General features: G+C 39.8%; 17 protein-coding genes and 1 riboswitch. Of the genes, 6 read left to right on the top strand and 11 right to left on the bottom strand.

Going from position 1 to position 16794, the window contains the following annotated elements; all coding sequences use genetic code 11:
- Positions 1–180: 180 nt before the first annotated feature.
- The 11 genes from AC4IF5_RS13980 to AC4IF5_RS13930 form a co-directional block, all read right to left on the bottom strand.
- Positions 181–891: a HesA/MoeB/ThiF family protein gene (locus AC4IF5_RS13980; RefSeq protein ID WP_490735496.1), complete on the bottom strand. Its 711-nt coding sequence runs from the start codon at positions 889–891 to the stop codon at positions 181–183.
- A 20-nt stretch (positions 892–911) separates the two neighbouring features.
- On the bottom strand, positions 912–2030 hold the full coding sequence (gene thiH / locus AC4IF5_RS13975) for a 2-iminoacetate synthase ThiH (protein ID WP_490735609.1): 1119 nt from the start codon (positions 2028–2030) through the stop codon (positions 912–914).
- Positions 2031–2040: 10 nt separating this feature from the next.
- A complete protein-coding gene (locus AC4IF5_RS13970; RefSeq protein ID WP_490735494.1) occupies positions 2041–2817 on the bottom strand; it encodes a thiazole synthase in 777 nt (258 codons plus the stop codon).
- Between the two features lie 72 nt (positions 2818–2889).
- Positions 2890–3516 carry a thiamine phosphate synthase gene (locus AC4IF5_RS13965; protein ID WP_490735492.1) on the bottom strand — a complete coding sequence of 209 codons (627 nt, stop codon included), beginning with the start codon at positions 3514–3516 and terminating at the stop codon, positions 2890–2892.
- Between the two features lie 35 nt (positions 3517–3551).
- The gene (locus AC4IF5_RS13960; protein ID WP_490735490.1) at positions 3552–4139 is read right to left on the bottom strand and encodes a thiamine phosphate synthase; all 588 of its coding nucleotides are present in this window, start codon (positions 4137–4139) and stop codon (positions 3552–3554) included.
- Complete coding sequence (gene thiC / locus AC4IF5_RS13955; RefSeq protein ID WP_490735488.1) at positions 4136–5947, bottom strand: phosphomethylpyrimidine synthase ThiC; 1812 nt, start codon at positions 5945–5947, stop codon at positions 4136–4138. The genes AC4IF5_RS13960 and thiC overlap by 4 nt, the downstream gene beginning before the upstream one ends.
- 25 nt (positions 5948–5972) lie before the next feature.
- Positions 5973–6179, bottom strand: coding sequence for a sulfur carrier protein ThiS (thiS, locus tag AC4IF5_RS13950; protein WP_490735486.1), 207 nt, complete (start codon positions 6177–6179; stop codon positions 5973–5975).
- A gap of 58 nt (positions 6180–6237) precedes the next feature.
- A riboswitch (TPP riboswitch) is annotated at positions 6238–6334 on the bottom strand.
- 120 nt (positions 6335–6454) lie between these two features.
- Positions 6455–7132: an RluA family pseudouridine synthase gene (locus tag AC4IF5_RS13945; protein WP_490735485.1), complete on the bottom strand. Its 678-nt coding sequence runs from the start codon at positions 7130–7132 to the stop codon at positions 6455–6457.
- An 11-nt stretch (positions 7133–7143) separates the two neighbouring features.
- On the bottom strand, positions 7144–7461 hold the full coding sequence (locus tag AC4IF5_RS13940) for a hypothetical protein (protein WP_065400914.1): 318 nt from the start codon (positions 7459–7461) through the stop codon (positions 7144–7146).
- Positions 7462–7464: 3 nt separating this feature from the next.
- The gene (gene panB / locus AC4IF5_RS13935) at positions 7465–8280 is read right to left on the bottom strand and encodes a 3-methyl-2-oxobutanoate hydroxymethyltransferase (RefSeq protein WP_490735483.1); all 816 of its coding nucleotides are present in this window, start codon (positions 8278–8280) and stop codon (positions 7465–7467) included.
- 62 nt (positions 8281–8342) lie between these two features.
- Positions 8343–9056 carry a Crp/Fnr family transcriptional regulator gene (locus AC4IF5_RS13930; RefSeq protein WP_045501403.1) on the bottom strand — a complete coding sequence of 238 codons (714 nt, stop codon included), beginning with the start codon at positions 9054–9056 and terminating at the stop codon, positions 8343–8345.
- Positions 9057–9145: 89 nt separating this feature from the next.
- On the opposite strand from AC4IF5_RS13930, the gene AC4IF5_RS13925 reads away from it, so the two are divergent.
- From AC4IF5_RS13925 to ccoG, 6 genes are all read left to right on the top strand, one after another.
- The gene (locus AC4IF5_RS13925; protein WP_490735481.1) at positions 9146–11524 is read left to right on the top strand and encodes a heavy metal translocating P-type ATPase; all 2379 of its coding nucleotides are present in this window, start codon (positions 9146–9148) and stop codon (positions 11522–11524) included.
- A 109-nt stretch (positions 11525–11633) separates the two neighbouring features.
- Positions 11634–11846: a cbb3-type cytochrome oxidase assembly protein CcoS gene (gene ccoS / locus AC4IF5_RS13920; RefSeq protein WP_490735479.1), complete on the top strand. Its 213-nt coding sequence runs from the start codon at positions 11634–11636 to the stop codon at positions 11844–11846.
- Between the two features lie 21 nt (positions 11847–11867).
- On the top strand, positions 11868–14129 hold the full coding sequence (gene ccoN, locus AC4IF5_RS13915) for a cytochrome-c oxidase, cbb3-type subunit I (RefSeq protein ID WP_490735477.1): 2262 nt from the start codon (positions 11868–11870) through the stop codon (positions 14127–14129).
- Between the two features lie 19 nt (positions 14130–14148).
- Positions 14149–14349 carry a cbb3-type cytochrome oxidase subunit 3 gene (locus AC4IF5_RS13910; RefSeq protein ID WP_490735475.1) on the top strand — a complete coding sequence of 67 codons (201 nt, stop codon included), beginning with the start codon at positions 14149–14151 and terminating at the stop codon, positions 14347–14349.
- 9 nt (positions 14350–14358) lie between these two features.
- On the top strand, positions 14359–15240 hold the full coding sequence (locus tag AC4IF5_RS13905; protein ID WP_490735473.1) for a cbb3-type cytochrome c oxidase N-terminal domain-containing protein: 882 nt from the start codon (positions 14359–14361) through the stop codon (positions 15238–15240).
- A gap of 96 nt (positions 15241–15336) precedes the next feature.
- Positions 15337–16791: a cytochrome c oxidase accessory protein CcoG gene (gene ccoG / locus AC4IF5_RS13900; RefSeq protein WP_490735471.1), complete on the top strand. Its 1455-nt coding sequence runs from the start codon at positions 15337–15339 to the stop codon at positions 16789–16791.
- Positions 16792–16794 lie beyond the last annotated feature (3 nt).

The following is a 16794-nucleotide window of genomic DNA, read 5'->3' as shown; positions in this document are numbered from 1 at the left end:
TCTGACAAAGGAATAATCTCATTGATAGTCAGTTGTTTGAGATTCTTCATTACATTGCATTTCATTCAGAATGACACTTTTGAGACAGCCTCTTTTTTATACCGGATCACTAAAATCCGTTTCTATTGATATTAAGCTTGCACTTGTGAAGACCTATTTTTTGATATTTGTTTTTAAACATCAAAAATCTATCGTCTGAAATCTCCAATCCAGCGTATCAACAAGCGTTAGCTGATTTAAACCAACCGGAAGTCCTGTAATGATTTTCAATGCCTGAAGAGCCATCATACTTCCTATCATCCCTGGCAAAGCTCCTAAAACCCCCAGGCTGTCACAATCCGGTATATCTTCATCAAAGGGTGGTTCCGGGAACAGACTGCGCAGGTTTTTACTTCCTTTATGATTAAAAACAGCCAGTTGTCCCGAAAATCCAAGAATACTTCCATACACTAATGCTTTTTCCAGTTTCACACAGGTATCATTCACTAAATATCTTGTTGTAAAATTATCAGATCCGTCTACAACGATATCATATTGAGAAAGGATTTCTTCTGCATTTGAGTCGTTAATTTTCTGCTCAATACCAATAAATTTCACCTGATGATTAAGATTGTTGACAAATTCCCCGGCACTCTTAACCTTAGATGCTCCTACCTTATTTTCCGTGTGAATGGTCTGCCTGTTCAGGTTGTGAAGTTCTACAAGATCAAAATCCGCTACGCCCAAAGTTCCTACTCCTGCCGCAGCCAGATACTGAATGACAGGGCTTCCGAGACCGCCTGCACCTATGACAAGGACCTTTGAAGCCATGATCCTTTTTTGTCCTTCCAGTCCTATTTCTTCTATAAATATCTGACGGCTGTACCGTGAAAAAGTATCTTCTTCTTTCATGCTTTATTATAACTGATCCATTAAAAACCACTGTAAACCGAATCCCAGTCTTTCATGACAGGATCATAGCCTGCTTTTCTGATTATTGCCTTGATCTCTTCCATGCTCCTTTCATCACTGGTTTCAAACTGTTCTAAAGATTCTTTATCTACAGCATATCCTCCGGGATTGGTCTTGGAGCCTGCGCTCATCGCTGTTGCTCCCAACGAAACAATATTATTCCTGAAGATCTCATTCTCCCTTGTAGATATCGATATTTCCAGATCCTCATTCCAGATCCTGTAGGCACAGATCAGCTGTAAAAGGTCTTTATCCTCCATCATAAAATTAGGTTCAATGATTCCTTCCGCAGGCCGTAACCTCGGAAAGGAAACTGAAAACTTACTTCTCCAGTACTGCTTTTGAAGATAATCGATATGAAGGGCATTAAAGAAACTGTCAACACGCCAGTCTTCCAGTCCCAACAGGACTCCCAATCCTATTTTATGAATTCCTGCTCTTCCTATTCTATCCGGTGTATCCAGACGGAAATGAAAGTTAGATTTTTTACCTTTCGGATGGTATTCTTTGTAAACTTCTTTGTGATAAGTCTCCTGATAGACCAATACCGAATGTACTCCTTCTTCATGAAGAAGCCTGTATTCATCTTCCATTAAAGGCTGCACTTCAATAGAAATATTGGAAAAATGAGGTTTTAGCAGGCGAACAGCATTCTGAAAATAAGGGACTCCCACTATTTTATTGGCTTCCCCGCTTACCAGCAGCACATGGCTGACTCCCATAGATTTCAACACGGAGGCTTCTACCATCAGTTCCGTATCAGAAAGCGTTTTCCTCTTCAAATGATTATCTAAGCTGAATCCACAATATGTACAGATATTCTGACATTCATTGCTGAGATACAGAGGGGCATACAACTGAATGGTTTTTCCGAAGCGCTTTTGGGTAAGAGCCTGCGTCATTCCTGCCATCAGCTCCAGTTCCTGTGAGGCAGCCGGAGAAAGAAGATTCAGAAAGTCGTCCAGCGTTTTATTTTTTTTCTGAAGGCTATGCCTTACATCTGCCAGGCTTACTCTTTCAAGCTTATTCTTTACTTCATCCCACTGATAGCTTTCAAAAACATCTTTAAAGCTTTTCATCATTGTGATCTTATTCAAATAAAAACGAAGTAAGCGGGCTTGACGCTTCAGCATGGTTTGCTATTGCGCCCAGTCCTGATTCAAAAGCTCTTCTTCCTGCGATCACCCCTTCTTTAAACGCTACAGCCATATTGACCGGATTGCCGGCAACAGCAATCGCCGTATTGACAAGGACTGCATCTGCTCCCATTTCCATTGCTTTTGCGGCATCGGATGGAGCTCCTATTCCTGCATCAACCACTACCGGGACGTTACTCTGGCTGATAATGATTTCTAAAAAGTCCAACGTTCGTAGTCCTTTATTGGTTCCAATAGGTGCTCCCAGAGGCATTACCACAGCCGTTCCCGCATCCTCAAGGCGTTTACAAAGCACCGGGTCTGCATGAATATAAGGCATTACCACAAATCCTAATTTGGCAAGTTCTTCAGTCGCATAAAGTGTTTCAATAGGATCTGGTAATAAATACTTCGGATCCGGATGAATCTCCAGCTTCACCCAGTTCGTTTCCAGGGCTTCTCTGGCTAACTGGGCGGCCAATACTGCTTCTTTAGCTGTTCTTGCCCCTGAAGTGTTGGGTAAAAGATGAACATTGGTCTCTCTTAAAGAATCCAGCAGACCGTCTTCTGCCGACCGGGCATCTATTCTCTTCAATGCCATTGTCACCATATCCGTTTCTGAGGCGACAACGGATGACGTCATATCCCTGAGACTTCCGAATTTACCGGTTCCTAAAAACAGTCTGGATTCAAACGTTCTGTCTGCTATTATTAATTTTTGATTATTCATATACAATTATTTTTTCTAAGATCTTATACAGCTGCCATTTTTCATCAGCATTCATTCACCGGTCTATTTCTTTTAACAGCGATTTCCTATCATTTCTTTCTTAAATTCATTAATAAGAGATGGCTGTCTTGTGATCTCCCCTGAAACAGAGATGCCATAAATACCCATCTGTTGAAGAGGTTCGACATCTTCAAGGGTAACACTTCCAATCGCGAAAATTTTGGGAAGACCCAGCGACCTTTCTCTAAGAGTCTTTACAATTTCCTGATACCCTTCAAAACCAAGGACAGGACTCAGCTTTTCTTTGGTCGCTGTAAATCTTAAAGGGCCTAAGCCAATATAATCACATGGCTCAGCCATCCTCTGCAGAACATCCGATAAAGTATTTGCCGTTCCGCCAATTATTTTACTTTCCCCTAAAATGTACCTTGCTTCCTGAACGGAGTCATCATTTAATCCAAGATGAACACCGTCAGCATCTATACTTTTTGCCAATTGCACATGATCGTTGATGATGCACATTGCCCCATATTCCGAACATAGCAGCCTCGAAGCTGTACAAAGGCTTATCAATTCGTCTTCCGGAGCTTCTTTCCAGCGCACCTGTACCCATTTTATTCCATTATCTAATGCCTTGCGGATATTAAGCTCCTGCTCAAACCTTGTTTTTCCCTGTGATATGTATTGTAATTTTTCCATGAAATATCCCCGGCAAAGAGGATGACTTTTTTTAATTATAAAATAGTGTTACTCCTGCACTTCCTGAAAGCATCCAGTGGTTCTTTACTCTCCCAGACACTTCCCAGCAAAGCGGCTCCATCCGCTCCTGCTTCAAAGGCTTTCTGAATATTCTCAGGATCAATTCCTCCCAAAGCAATTAATTTTACATTCTGGTTGCTCCGTTTCTTTACATCCTCCAGCACCGTTGAGCTTTCACCATATCCTTTTTTTGAAATACTTGGAAAAAACGGGCTTATGAAAGCATATTCCCATTCTTTTCCCAAAGTATTGTATGTTGTAATGTCATGTACAGAAGTTGAGATCATATTTTCCCCTGCAAAAGGTTTATATTTTTCTTCTTTCCGGTCCTGCTCCCTGAAATGAAATCTTGAAATCCCATAATCTTTTCCCAGACCATAGTGATTATGAAGTACCAATTGGGAATACAATGACGAATCAATCTTTCTGATAAATTCTGTCATTTCCTTTTGGTTGATGTGAGGTTTTCTGATATGAAGCAGATCGAGTCCTTCCTGAAACATTTGATTGATAAGATCCGTCTCATTGGGAATTGCCATTTCAGGAGTGATGACAAGGATCATATATAGATTTCTTTTCCTTTTTCAATAAATTCCTGTGACTTATCCAGCATTCCTTTCTCCGCTGATTCCCGGATTTCCTGAGTAATCTTCATAGAGCAGAATTTTGGTCCGCACATCGAACAGAAATGAGCAATTTTAGCCCCATCAGCGGGAAGTGTTTCGTCATGATAAGCCCTTGCCGTATCAGGATCCAGTGAAAGATTGAACTGATCCTCCCATCTGAATTCGAATCTGGCCTTACTTAATGCATTATCTCTATACTGTGCTCCCGGATGTCCTTTTGCCAGATCCGCAGCATGGGCAGCCAACTTATAAGTGATCACCCCTACTTTTACATCTTCTTTATTCGGAAGGCCTAAATGTTCTTTTGGGGTTACATAGCAAAGCATCGCACAACCGAACCATCCGATCATTGCCGCACCGATTCCGGAAGTGATATGATCATACCCCGGAGCAATATCCGTTGTCAGAGGACCTAAGGTATAAAATGGGGCTTCATGACATTCTTCCAACTGCTTTTCCATATTTTCTTTGATCATGTGCATCGGAACGTGGCCCGGCCCTTCGATCATTACCTGTACGTTATGTTTCCATGCTATTTTTGTCAGTTCTCCTAAAGTTTCCAGCTCAGCAAACTGAGCTGCATCATTAGCATCGGCAATAGAACCCGGACGCAGGCCATCCCCAAGGGAAAAAGCCACATCATATTTCTTCATGATCTCACAGATCTCCTCAAAATGGGTGTACAGGAAATTTTCCTTATGATGAAACAGACACCATTTTGCCATAATAGAGCCTCCTCTGGATACAATTCCGGTGACTCTATTTGCGGTCAGATGAATGTATCGTAGTAAAACCCCGGCATGAATCGTGAAATAAGAGACTCCCTGCTCAGCCTGCTCAATCAGCGTATCTTTAAAAACTTCCCAGGTCAGATCCTCCGGAACTCCTTTTACTTTTTCCAATGCCTGATAAATAGGAACTGTACCAATGGGAACCGGACTATTTCTGATGATCCACTCTCTTGTTTCATGAATATTCTTTCCTGTTGAAAGGTCCATAATGGTATCTGCTCCCCATCTGCAGGCCCATACCGCTTTTTCCACTTCTTCTTCAATACTTGATGAAACGGCACTGTTTCCTATATTGGCATTAATTTTCACTAAAAAGTTCCGCCCAATGATCATAGGTTCACTTTCGGGGTGATTAATGTTATTAGGTATAATCGCTCTACCGGCAGCGATCTCATCTCTTACAAATTCCGGTGTAATTTTACTTTTGGGTGTATTGGCCCCAAAGCTGTTTCCGATATGCTGAAAAGCCATCTCTTTTGAGACAGATTCAAGCTGTTCGATCTTTTGATTTTCTCTGATCGCTACATATTCCATTTCGGGAGTGATGATTCCCTGCTTCGCATAATAAAGCTGGGTAAGTTCTTTTCCTTCTTGTGCAACCTTGGGTTTATGATCATAGGAAAAACGTAATTCATCAAGCTTAGGGTCTGCCAAACGTGCTTTTCCATATTCAGAAGTGATTCCTTCCAGAATATGGACATCTTTTCTGTCCAGAATCCACTGCTCCCTGATTCTCGGAAGTCCTTTCTGAATGTCGATCACCGCATTTTCGTCCGTATACGGGCCTGAAGTATCGTAAACCGTTACGGGAACATTATGTTCAAAGCCTCCATTGGTGAGTTTGGTAGGACTAAGCTGTATTTCACGCATTGCTACATTGATAGGATGAATTTTTCCTTCAACATAAATTTTCTTTGAGTTCGGAAATGGCGAACATGTAATAGAATGAGCCATAAATTTTGGTATTAAAATATGAGATTTATCCGCCCTGAGTGGCCGTAATGATTAAAACTGAATCTTTGTCGTTAAGGATTGTTTCCGCCCACGCTGACAGCGGAATAATACGATTGTTGAGGGCTACTGCGATCCCTTTTCTTTTTCCGGGCAGCTCTATAGCCAGTAATGCTTCCAGGTTTTCAGGAAGTATATTGAATGTTTTTCGGGTGTGGTTGATTATAAGTTCCATTCCTAAATAATTTAAATACACTTTAGGAATGGCCATTATTGTGCAATAGAATGCACAGCAAAAGTCACCTACTTTTCCCTACGCTGGTATGATCCAGATCAGGTTCAAAGGGTAAAGTCTCAGTCTGTTGGTAACAGACACCCCTAAAGTATGGGACGAAGTTAGTTATTTTTTCAGAATGAGCAAAATTGAATTTCTTTCAAAGAAACAACCACCTCAAAATTGAGATGGTTGTTATGTTTAAATTTTTATAATAGGGAAGAATCCAATCCGCTCTAGTCTTCACAAGCTCTCCAGATCGCATCATTTTGCGGAACAGGAGCCGTAATTTCAATTTTTTCTTTGGTAACCGGATGAATAAACTCCAGTTTTCTTGCGTGAAGGTTGATCCCTCCGTCCGGATTGGAACGCGGAGCACCGTATTTAAGATCTCCTTTGATCGGAACGCGCGTCTTTGACAGCTGAGCACGGATCTGATGATGTCTTCCGGTTTCAAGATCAATTTCCAGAAGCAGATAATTATCCAGTGCCTTGATCACGTTATAGGTCAGAATAGCTTCTTTGGCACCTTCTGTAGCCTTAGGAAAAACGATGGCTTTATTATTTTTCTCGTTCTTCTTCAGATAGTGTACAAGTCTCTGACTCTGAGGAATCATTTCTTTTCCTACTACTGCCCAATAGGTCTTTTTGATCTCACGGTTCTTTACCATCTGGGTAAGACGGGAAAGCGCTTTGGATGTTTTGGCATAGATCACCAGCCCTGAAGTAGGACGGTCTATACGATGAACCAAGCCGAGAAAAACGTTTCCCGGCTTAGCATCTCTTATTTTTATAAAATTCTTTATAGATTCCAGTAATGATTCATCACCGGTCTTATCACCCTGTACAAGCTGACCGACCTTTTTATTGATCACCAGAAGATGGTTGTCTTCATATATAATCTGCTCCTTCATCGTAATGCCGTCTATCTTCTTCTATTTGACAATGAAAGGATAATCCCGGCCAGCAGGCCAATGGTTTTAATGGCTGATAAATTGGAACCTTCAGGTATAAATGCTCCAAACACACAAATAGCTGCCGCCGCATACATGGCATAGACAAAATTTTTGTTGGTAAGCAATGGTGCCTGGATAAAAAAACTCGCTCCTATCAGAACATAGAAAACTTTTCTGGAAAGCAGATGATTAATTTCCGGAGAAAATAAATTGAACCAGCCTACAGCAAGACAGATCAGTGCTGCAATGGATAAAATTCCCTGGATAGATTGTTGTTGGTTTTGCATGAATTAATAACTTTCGTTTTGGTTGGGGAAATCTACACTCTTTACATCTTTCACGTACTGGGAAACCGCTCCTGTAATTTCTGTGTAAAGATCAAGGTATCTTCTCAGAAACTTCGGACTGAAACCTTTGTTCATTCCTACCATATCGTGATATACCAATACCTGCCCGTCACAGTCTGCACCGGCACCGATTCCGATAGTAGGAATCGAAATACTTTCCGTTACTTTTTTAGCCAAATCAGCAGGAATTTTTTCCAAAACAACAGAGAAACAGCCTAATTCTTCTAAAAGCTTTGCATCATTAATCAGCTTTTCAGCTTCAGCTTCTTCTTTTGCTCTTACTTTATAAGTTCCGAATTTATAGATAGACTGTGGTGTCAGCCCTAAATGTCCCATCACAGGGATTCCTGCATTGATGATCTTTTTAATTGATTTTGAAATTTCTTTTCCTCCTTCAATCTTTACAGCATGAGCTCCTCCTTCCTTCATCATTCTCACCGCAGACTCCAATGCTTTTTCAGGATTACTCTGGTAAGTTCCGAAAGGCAGATCCGCCACTACCAATGCCCTGTCGGTTCCTCTTACCACACTTTGGGCATGATAGATCATCTGGTCTAAAGTAATAGGCAGTGTCGTTTCAAAACCTGCCATGACATTCGCTGCAGAGTCTCCAATCAAAATAGCATCTACTCCACCTGCATCTACCATCTTTGCTGTGGTAAAATCATAGGCAGTAAGCATTGTTATTTTTTCCTTGTCGAATTTCATTTTGCGCAAGGTTTCAGTCGTAACTTTTTTAATTTCAGAGTGAACAGACATAATTTATCTATTTTTTAAAAGTTAAAAAGTCGGCCTTTAGCCGACTTAAGTTTTTATGATTTTTACAAAACTACGTGACCGAGTTTCATGAGTTTGTCGTGGTTGAGAATCTTAATATTTCTGCCGTCTACTTCGATCAGATTATCCTGCTTGAATTCAGAGATCAGACGGATAGCGCTTTCAGTGGCTGTTCCAATAATGTTGGCAATTTCTTCTCTCGTCAATGAGATCTTAATGAAGCCTTCAGGATCTACTCCCAGCTTCTGTTCCAGGAGCAGCAGTATTTCCGCAAGCCTTTCTCTTACCGTTTTCTGTGCCAGGAAAGTAATCGTGTTGGAGGATTCTCCTAATTCGTATGAAATTTTCTGAAGCATTACGAAAGACAGCTGTGGATCTACTTCCAAAAGATACATGAATATATCAGCAGGTAAGAAAACGCATTCTATATCTGTCATAGCTTCTGCTTTGGCCTGGAAATTCTCCCCGCAAAGCAAAGAACGATAGCCGATGATATCCCCTTCTTTGATAAATCTTAAAATCTGATCTTTTCCAAATGCTCCTGATTTTGAAAGTTTAGCGGCTCCTTTCTCTAATACGAACACCCCTTTTGGAGTCTCCCCATCTTCGAAAATAGTATCGTGTTTCTGAAAACTCAATCTTTTTTTACCGTTAATATATTTTTCAAAATCTGCGCTAGAAAGTCTTTCCTTAAATGATTTATCATTAAAAACTCTGGCGAACCTCTCTTCAATTGCTATCTGTTGTTCCTGCGGCATTTTATATGATATTTATCACAAAAATAGAACTTTTTAACTCGATAAACAAAAAAATTTGTTATAATTTTGTACTTCAATATTTTAGGGTGGTGAGCGAGAACTGTTTTCATTGTGGTCAAGGTATAGAAAAAGAAAGAATTCTGTTTGATGAAAAGACTTTCTGCTGCAACGGCTGTAAGTCTGTTTATGAAATTCTGAATACGAATAATTTAAGTAATTTCTACGAATTGAATAAAGGGGCAGGAATTCGCCCGGGTGATGAAAACTCCACTCAGTTCGATTATCTGGATACACCGGAAATCTTTGAAAAGGTTACAGATTTCTCAGAAGGAAACACCAGCCTTGTCACATTCAAAATCCCCGTAATACACTGTTCTTCATGCATCTGGCTGCTGGAAAGTCTTCATACTTTAAACGATCACATCAAATATTCCCAGGTCAATTTCACCAGAAAGACCTTACAGATCTCATTCAATCATAATGACCTGAAATTAAGCCAACTAGCTAATTTCTTAACCAACCTGGGCTACAAACCCGTTATCAGCCTTGAGACTGCAGAAAAAAACGTAGATCATCTGGACAAATCGCTTCTTGTAAAATTTGCCATCGCAGGATTTGCGTTCGGAAACGGAATGTTCCTCGCCTTTCCTGAATACGTAGGGGGTGAAGATTACTGGATGGAGCATTATAAGGGTCTTTTCAGGGTACTGATGTTCTTATTGGCTTGTCCTGTTGTGTTTTATTCCGCTTCAGACTATTATAAATCCGCATGGTACGGATTAAAAAATAAAATCGTTAATATTGATGTGCCTATCGTATTGGGAATCTTTGTTCTTTTCGGAAGAAGTATCTACGAAGTGGCCACAGATTACGGTCCCGGATATTTCGATACCCTTTGCGGTCTTTTATTCTTCATGCTGATGGGTAAACTTTTCCAGAAGAGAACCTACAGTGCCCTTTCTTATGACAGAGATTACAAATCTTTCTATCCTATAGCTGTTACGAAAGTAGATTTTGAAGGAAAGCAGGAGAACATCCTTCTTTCAGAGATCAAAGTTGGAGACAGAATCCTGGTTAGAAACCAGGAAATCATACCGGTAGACGCTGTCCTTATCAACGGAGCAGGAAATATCGACAACAGCTTTATCACCGGGGAAAGTGAAAGCATCAGCAAGCAGCCGGGAGACAAAATTTTTGCCGGGGGAAAACAAATAGGATCTTCCCTTGAGCTGGAAGTGATCAAAGACGTAGACCAAAGCTACCTTACCCAGCTTTGGAACAAAGAGGCCTTTAAAAAGCACGAGACCGGACTCGATACCCTGACCAATACTATCAGTAAATATTTCACATTTATTATTCTGGGGATTGCTCTTATTTCAGGAATTTACTGGTCATTTATCGATCTTGAAAAAATGTTTCAGGTCATTTCAGCGATTCTCATCATTGCCTGCCCATGTGCACTTGCACTCTCCGCACCGTTCACTTTCGGCCACATTATGAGAATTTTAGGCCGCAATAAGTTTTATGTAAAAGATACATTAACGATTGAAAAAATCGCTAAACTGGATACGATTGTTTTTGATAAAACCGGTACTATCACCCACAGAAAGAAATCCAACATCAAGTACGAAGGAACTGAAATCAACGAGTTTGATCTGTTGAATATCAAAACTTTATTAAAGAACTCAAATCACCCTCTTTCAAAATCATTGTATGATTTCATAGAAGTGAATGATGATTACTTCCCTGTTGAAAATTTCCAGGAGATCTCAGGAAAAGGCTATGAAGCAAGCGTAAGAGGAAATCTTTACAGAATTGGTTCTGCACGCTATAACAAACAGGAGCCAAAGAACCTTGAAACAGCTGTTTACATCAGCAAAAACAATCAGTTTATAGGCAAATTTATCTTTAAGAACGAATACCGTCCAAAGCTTAAGGAGCTGTTCAAAAAGCTTACCGATTATAGAATCTTCATTCTCAGCGGAGATAATTCTTCGGAAGAAAACCAGCTTAAAGAACTTATTCCGAACTACAAAGGAATGGCTTTCAACCAAAGCCCGGAGGATAAGCTCAACTACATCAAAAACCTTCAGGATCAGCATATGAAAGTCGCCATGCTAGGTGATGGACTGAATGACGCAGGCGCTTTAAAACAGAGCAATGTAGGTATTGCTATCGCTGATGACACGAACAGCTTCACGCCTTCTTCCGACGTGATTATGAATGGTGAGAAAGTAGTAACTCTTGACAACTACCTGAATGTCTGCAAAGGCTCGATTACGATTGTGAAAATGACATTTATAATCAGTTTTCTTTATAATATCGTTGGGTTAAGTTACGCTGTTACAGGACATATGCATCCTCTTTTTGCTGCAATTATCATGCCTGTCAGTTCTATCACAGTCGTTACCTTCACTACAGTTTCAACCTGGATACTGGGTCGCAAATATTTCAAAAACCCGGCTTAAACGCCCTTATTTAGACTGATTTTAAATTAGCTGAAATCGGCATTTCGTGATGAATGTCATTATTTTTCACTAAATTTGAACCCCGAAAATAGGTTAATTTTGTTGTCCAATGGATATTCTATATTTAATGATCGTCTGCAGTGTTTCTTTAGCTGCGATCTTCCTGGTCGTATTTATAGTGTATGCCAGAAAAGGACAGTTTGAGGATGATGAATCTCCAGCTGTCAGGATTCTTTTCGATGATGAAAAAATCAGAGAAAAAGATGAAAATGGCGACAAAAATAAACACGAGAAAGAAATAGGAGAAAATAATAAAAATTGAGAAAAATAGTGAATAGTTGATATGGAAACACAAAAGTTTAGTTATGACAATAGTATTGTCCGTGCGTTCCTCTATGCGACCATCATCTTTGGTTTCATAGGATTTACGTTCGGGCTTACGGCGGCATTAATGCTTTTCTACCCTGAATTACCAGAATTCTTATTCGGTACAGATGATACAACCATTAATAGTTTATCTTCCGGTAATATTCAAGGGCTAATAAACACTCATGGGGCATTTGGTTTTGGTAGAATCAGAATGTTGCACACCAATACCGTGATCTTTGCGTTCGTGTGTAATATAGTTTATGTCGGAGTGTACTACTCTACGCAAAGATTATTAAAAACAAGAATGTATAGTGATACATTATCTTGGATTCATTTCTGGACTTGGCAGTTTATGATCGTTGCTACGTTCATTACATTCTTTATGGGGATCAACACTTCAAAAGAATATGCTGAGCATGAATGGCCGATCGATATATTAATCGCTATATCTTGGATCGTTTTCGGGGTTAATATGATCCTAACTATTTCGAAGAGAAGAGTAAGACACCTTTATGTAGCCATTTGGTTCTATTTGGGTACCTGGGTGGCCGTAGCAATGCTTCACATCTTCAACAATCTTGAAGTTCCATTATCTTTCACTGGCTGGAAATCTTATTCTGCATATGCAGGAGCAAAAGACGCTATCGTACAATGGTGGTATGGTCACAATGCGGTAGCATTCGTATTGACAACTCCGGTTCTGGGTTTAATGTATTACTTCTTACCAAAGGCAGCAGACAGACCGGTTTTCTCATATAAACTGTCTATTATTCACTTTTGGTCACTCATCTTCGTATATATCTGGGCTGGTCCTCACCACCTTCAGTATACAGCTCTTCCGGCATGGGCACAGGCAGTAGGAACAGGTTTCTCTATCATGCTTATCGCGCCGTCCTGGGGAGGAATGTTAAATGGTCTTCTTACTTTAAGAGGAGCCTGGGATAAGGTAAGGGAGAATCCTATCCTTAAGTTCTTCGTAGTAGCTGTTACCTGTTATGGTATGGCAACGTTTGAAGGTCCGCTATTGGCAACTAAAAACATCAACAAAATTGGTCACTTCACAGACTGGGTTATCGGTCACGTACACTTAGGAGCTCTTGGATGGAATGGTTTCATGGCATTCGGGGTTATCTATTATTTGGTACCGATCATGTGGAGAACAAAAATCTGGTCTGTAAAATTAGCTAACTGGCATTTCTGGTTAGGTACATTAGGAATTATTTTCTATGCAGTACCAATGTATATTTCAGGATTCACACAAGGATTAATGTGGAAACAGTTCAACCCGGACGGAACCTTATTATGGAAAAACTGGCTGGATACGGTAACTGCGATCATTCCTTATTTTAAAATGAGATTCTTAGGAGGTGTATTCTATATTTCAGGAGCTATCCTAATGATCGTGAACGTAATTGCTACGGTAAGAAAAGGATCATTCCAGAAAGAAGTTCCTGCGGAAGCGCCTGCATTAGCAAATATCGGAAACAAACGTAAAGAAGGAGAAGGATTCCACCTTTGGCTGGAAAGAATGCCGATGTTGCTGACAGTGTTATCATTGTTTACAATCTCAATCGGAAGTATGGTAGAGATCATTCCTACCCTATCTCTTAAGAAAAGTGTTCCTACCATCTCAGCAGTGAAGCCTTATTCACCACTTGAGCTAGAAGGTAGAGATCTCTATATCCGTGAAGGATGTAACGCTTGTCACTCTCAGATGATCAGACCGTTCAGAGATGAGATCGTACGATTCAACGGTAAAAACGGACAATACTCCAAAGCAGGAGAATTCGTATATGACAGACCATTCCTATGGGGTTCCAAGAGAACAGGACCGGATTTACATAGAGAAGGGGGTAAAAACCCAAGTTCTTGGCACTACAAGCACATGTACAACCCAAGATCTACTTCTGCAGGTTCCATCATGCCTCGTTACCCTTGGCTGATCGCTAACAACTTAGACCGATCTAAAATGGTAGACAAAATGAAGCTGATGAAGAATACATTCGATGTACCTTATACTAAGGCTCAGATCGATTCTGCAGATAAATGGGCTGACAACCAATCGGCAAAAATTGTAAAAGATATCTTCTCTGAAGCCAATGACCTGAAAGAGGCTTATGCTAAGAGACCTAAAGGAGAATTAGAGAAAAAAGAAATCGTAGCTCTTATTTCTTATCTTCAGAGATTGGGAACTGATATCAAGACAACTGAAATCAAAACAGCAAGTAATAACTAAAAAACATTAAAAGGTTCATATGATTCCTCAGAACTTTAAAGATATATTATCCAATACGGAAAATGCTGGCTTCTACCAGACACTGGCTCTGATTTTCTTTATGCTGTTCTTCGTAGCTTTGGTAATCTATGTTTTTAGCAAGCCTAAAAAATATTACAAAGAAGAAGAAGAGGCTCCTCTTGGGGATGATGAAGATGACGATTTTAATTTAAAAAATTAAACTATTTTTATGAAACAAAGAACACCTGTTGTCGTAAACATCTTAATAATAATCGGACTTTTAATCGTTTTTTATTATTTGTTCGTACAAAGTTATGCGTTCCTGGCTTCGCCTTACTTCTGGGGAACTGTTGTGATCGCTGGTATCCTGGCTTATATTCATAATGCCATTGGGGATTTGATTGAGAACAACAAGTTCAAAAAATTATCTCCGGAGGAAAAAGCAGCTTATTTAGCTGAGAAGAAAATTCCTTTCTTAAGAAGAATGTATGATGCCGCATTCAAAAAGCAATCTGAAACTGAAGAGAAAGATATCCTTATCGACCACGGTTTCGATGGGATTATGGAGTTGGATAATCAGTTACCGAAGTGGTGGGTTGGTTTATTCTATTTTGGGACTGCTTTTTGTATTGTATACATTGCAGCTTATTCTTTCACAGACTTCGCCCACCCGCTGAGCGAATATGAAAAAGAATACAAGGAGCAAATGGCAAGCATTGCAAAATATGAAAGTGAGCAGCCTCCTGTAACGATTGAAACAGCAAAATATTCAGCTGATAATATCGCAGAAGGTAAAGAATTATTCAAGACAAACTGTGCATCTTGTCATAAGGATGACGGTAGTGGAGGTATTGGTCCGAACCTTACCGATAATTACTGGATCAACCAACCTGAGAAGACGTTATTTAAAAATATTTTCCATATGGACTGGAACGGTTCTCCTACCAACCCTTCGATGAGAGCATTTGGTAAAAACGGGGAGGTATCCGGAGCTGAGATCGAAAAGATTGCAGCATATGTATACCACATCAACCAGGAATTGCCACCCGTGACTCAGGCTCAGGGAGGAGCTGCTCCTCAGGGAACCGAGGCACATTGGGAAAAAGAATAATTTAAAAAAATTAGAAAGCATATGAAAAAAACATAATTTGTTATTAGATGAAAATAGTAACGAATTATGTTTTTTCTTTTTTAAACACATTACAATATGTCAGGCATAGAAGAAATAGAAGTACGAGGCGGACAGGGACAGGTTCTGGACCCTGAAACTTACAGAGATTCTATAGGGACAATGGAGCAATCCGGTAAGAGAAAATGGGTGTTTCCGAGAAAACCAAAGGGAAAGTACACCAACTATAGAAACATTGTAAGCTATCTTTTATTAATTATTTATTTTTCATTACCCTTCATCAAGATTAATGGGAACCCATTACTGATGTTCAACGTAATAGACAGGGAGTTCTTTATCTTTGGACAGCCTTTCTATCCCCAGGACTTTTTTATCCTGACTTTAGGTGCTATCGCCTCTTTGATCTTTATTATTGTTTTTACGATTGCGTTCGGAAGAATTTTCTGCGGGTGGATATGCCCTCAGACAATTTTTATGGAATCGATCTTCCGTAAAATCGAATATCTGATCGAAGGTGACCGAAATAAGCAAATGAAGCTGGACAGACAAGAGTGGAATAGTGAGAAGATCTGGAAAAGAAGTTTAAAATGGTCTGTTTATATTATTATTTCATTGATCATCACTCACTTTATGTTCATGTATATTGTGGGTTATGAAGAGGTGTTCAGAATCGTTTCTGAAGGACCGTTTGCACATCCTACCAATTTTATAGTAATGATTCTTCTTACCGCTGCATTTTATTTTGTATTTGCATGGTTCAGAGAGCAGGTATGTACATTGGTATGTCCTTACGGAAGGCTTCAGGGAGTATTGATCGATAAAGATACGATCAACGTTTTTTATGATTTCAAAAGAGGGGAAAACAGATCAAAATGGAGAAAAGGTGAAGACAGAAAAGCTGCAGGCAAAGGAGACTGTATTGATTGCCATCAATGTGTGGTAGTATGTCCTACCGGAATTGATATCAGGGATGGGCAGCAGCTGGAATGTATCAACTGTACAGCATGTATCGATGCCTGCGATGAAGTGATGGAAAAAGTAGGCCTTCCGAAAGGATTGGTCAGATATGCTTCTGAAAACGAAATTGAGCAGCAAACTCAATTTAAGTTCACAGGAAGAATGAAAGGATTTTCTATATTTCTGTTCCTTCTTGTAGGATTCTTAGGATATCTTCTTTACAGCCGTGGTGAAATGGAAGCTAAATTCATTAAGCCGGCAGGTAGCACTTTCTTTGTAAGGGACGGGAAGATTACCAATACTTATAATTATACTTTCCTTAATAAAACAAACGAGAAAAAGATCGTTACGATAAAGGTAATAGAACCTAACCATGGTGAAATTACTTATAGTGCTTCGAGTAAGATCCAGGTAGACAGAGATAAGATTTCTAAAGGAACGATCAATATCAGCTTCCCGGAAGACGAAATGAAACTTTCCAAACAGAATATTACAATCGGCGTTTACGATATGAAAGGTAAGCTTGTAGATTCTTACCAGACTTATTTTGAAGGACCATTCAAACTACAATTTTAATTA

This window comes from Chryseobacterium sp. UF-290 (assembly GCF_058245615.1).
The sequence above is the reverse complement of the archived record's forward strand: the minus strand, read 5'-3'. Positions and strand labels throughout refer to the sequence as shown.

Coding starts and splice junctions, on each gene's coding strand:
- ccoN (WP_490735477.1), top strand. CDS start 11,868: ATGGAAACACAAAAGTTTAGTTATGACAATAGTATTGTCCGTGCGTTC.
- AC4IF5_RS13910 (WP_490735475.1), top strand. CDS start 14,149: ATGATTCCTCAGAACTTTAAAGATATATTATCCAATACGGAAAATGCT.
- thiH (WP_490735609.1), bottom strand. CDS start 2,030: ATGAAAAGCTTTAAAGATGTTTTTGAAAGCTATCAGTGGGATGAAGTA.
- thiS (WP_490735486.1), bottom strand. CDS start 6,179: ATGGAACTTATAATCAACCACACCCGAAAAACATTCAATATACTTCCT.
- ccoS (WP_490735479.1), top strand. CDS start 11,634: ATGGATATTCTATATTTAATGATCGTCTGCAGTGTTTCTTTAGCTGCG.
- AC4IF5_RS13970 (WP_490735494.1), bottom strand. CDS start 2,817: ATGAATAATCAAAAATTAATAATAGCAGACAGAACGTTTGAATCCAGA.
- ccoG (WP_490735471.1), top strand. CDS start 15,337: ATGTCAGGCATAGAAGAAATAGAAGTACGAGGCGGACAGGGACAGGTT.
- AC4IF5_RS13905 (WP_490735473.1), top strand. CDS start 14,359: ATGAAACAAAGAACACCTGTTGTCGTAAACATCTTAATAATAATCGGA.
- AC4IF5_RS13965 (WP_490735492.1), bottom strand. CDS start 3,516: ATGGAAAAATTACAATACATATCACAGGGAAAAACAAGGTTTGAGCAG.
- panB (WP_490735483.1), bottom strand. CDS start 8,280: ATGTCTGTTCACTCTGAAATTAAAAAAGTTACGACTGAAACCTTGCGC.
- AC4IF5_RS13930 (WP_045501403.1), bottom strand. CDS start 9,056: ATGCCGCAGGAACAACAGATAGCAATTGAAGAGAGGTTCGCCAGAGTT.
- AC4IF5_RS13945 (WP_490735485.1), bottom strand. CDS start 7,132: ATGAAGGAGCAGATTATATATGAAGACAACCATCTTCTGGTGATCAAT.
- AC4IF5_RS13980 (WP_490735496.1), bottom strand. CDS start 891: ATGAAAGAAGAAGATACTTTTTCACGGTACAGCCGTCAGATATTTATA.
- AC4IF5_RS13960 (WP_490735490.1), bottom strand. CDS start 4,139: ATGATCCTTGTCATCACTCCTGAAATGGCAATTCCCAATGAGACGGAT.
- AC4IF5_RS13940 (WP_065400914.1), bottom strand. CDS start 7,461: ATGCAAAACCAACAACAATCTATCCAGGGAATTTTATCCATTGCAGCA.
- thiC (WP_490735488.1), bottom strand. CDS start 5,947: ATGGCTCATTCTATTACATGTTCGCCATTTCCGAACTCAAAGAAAATT.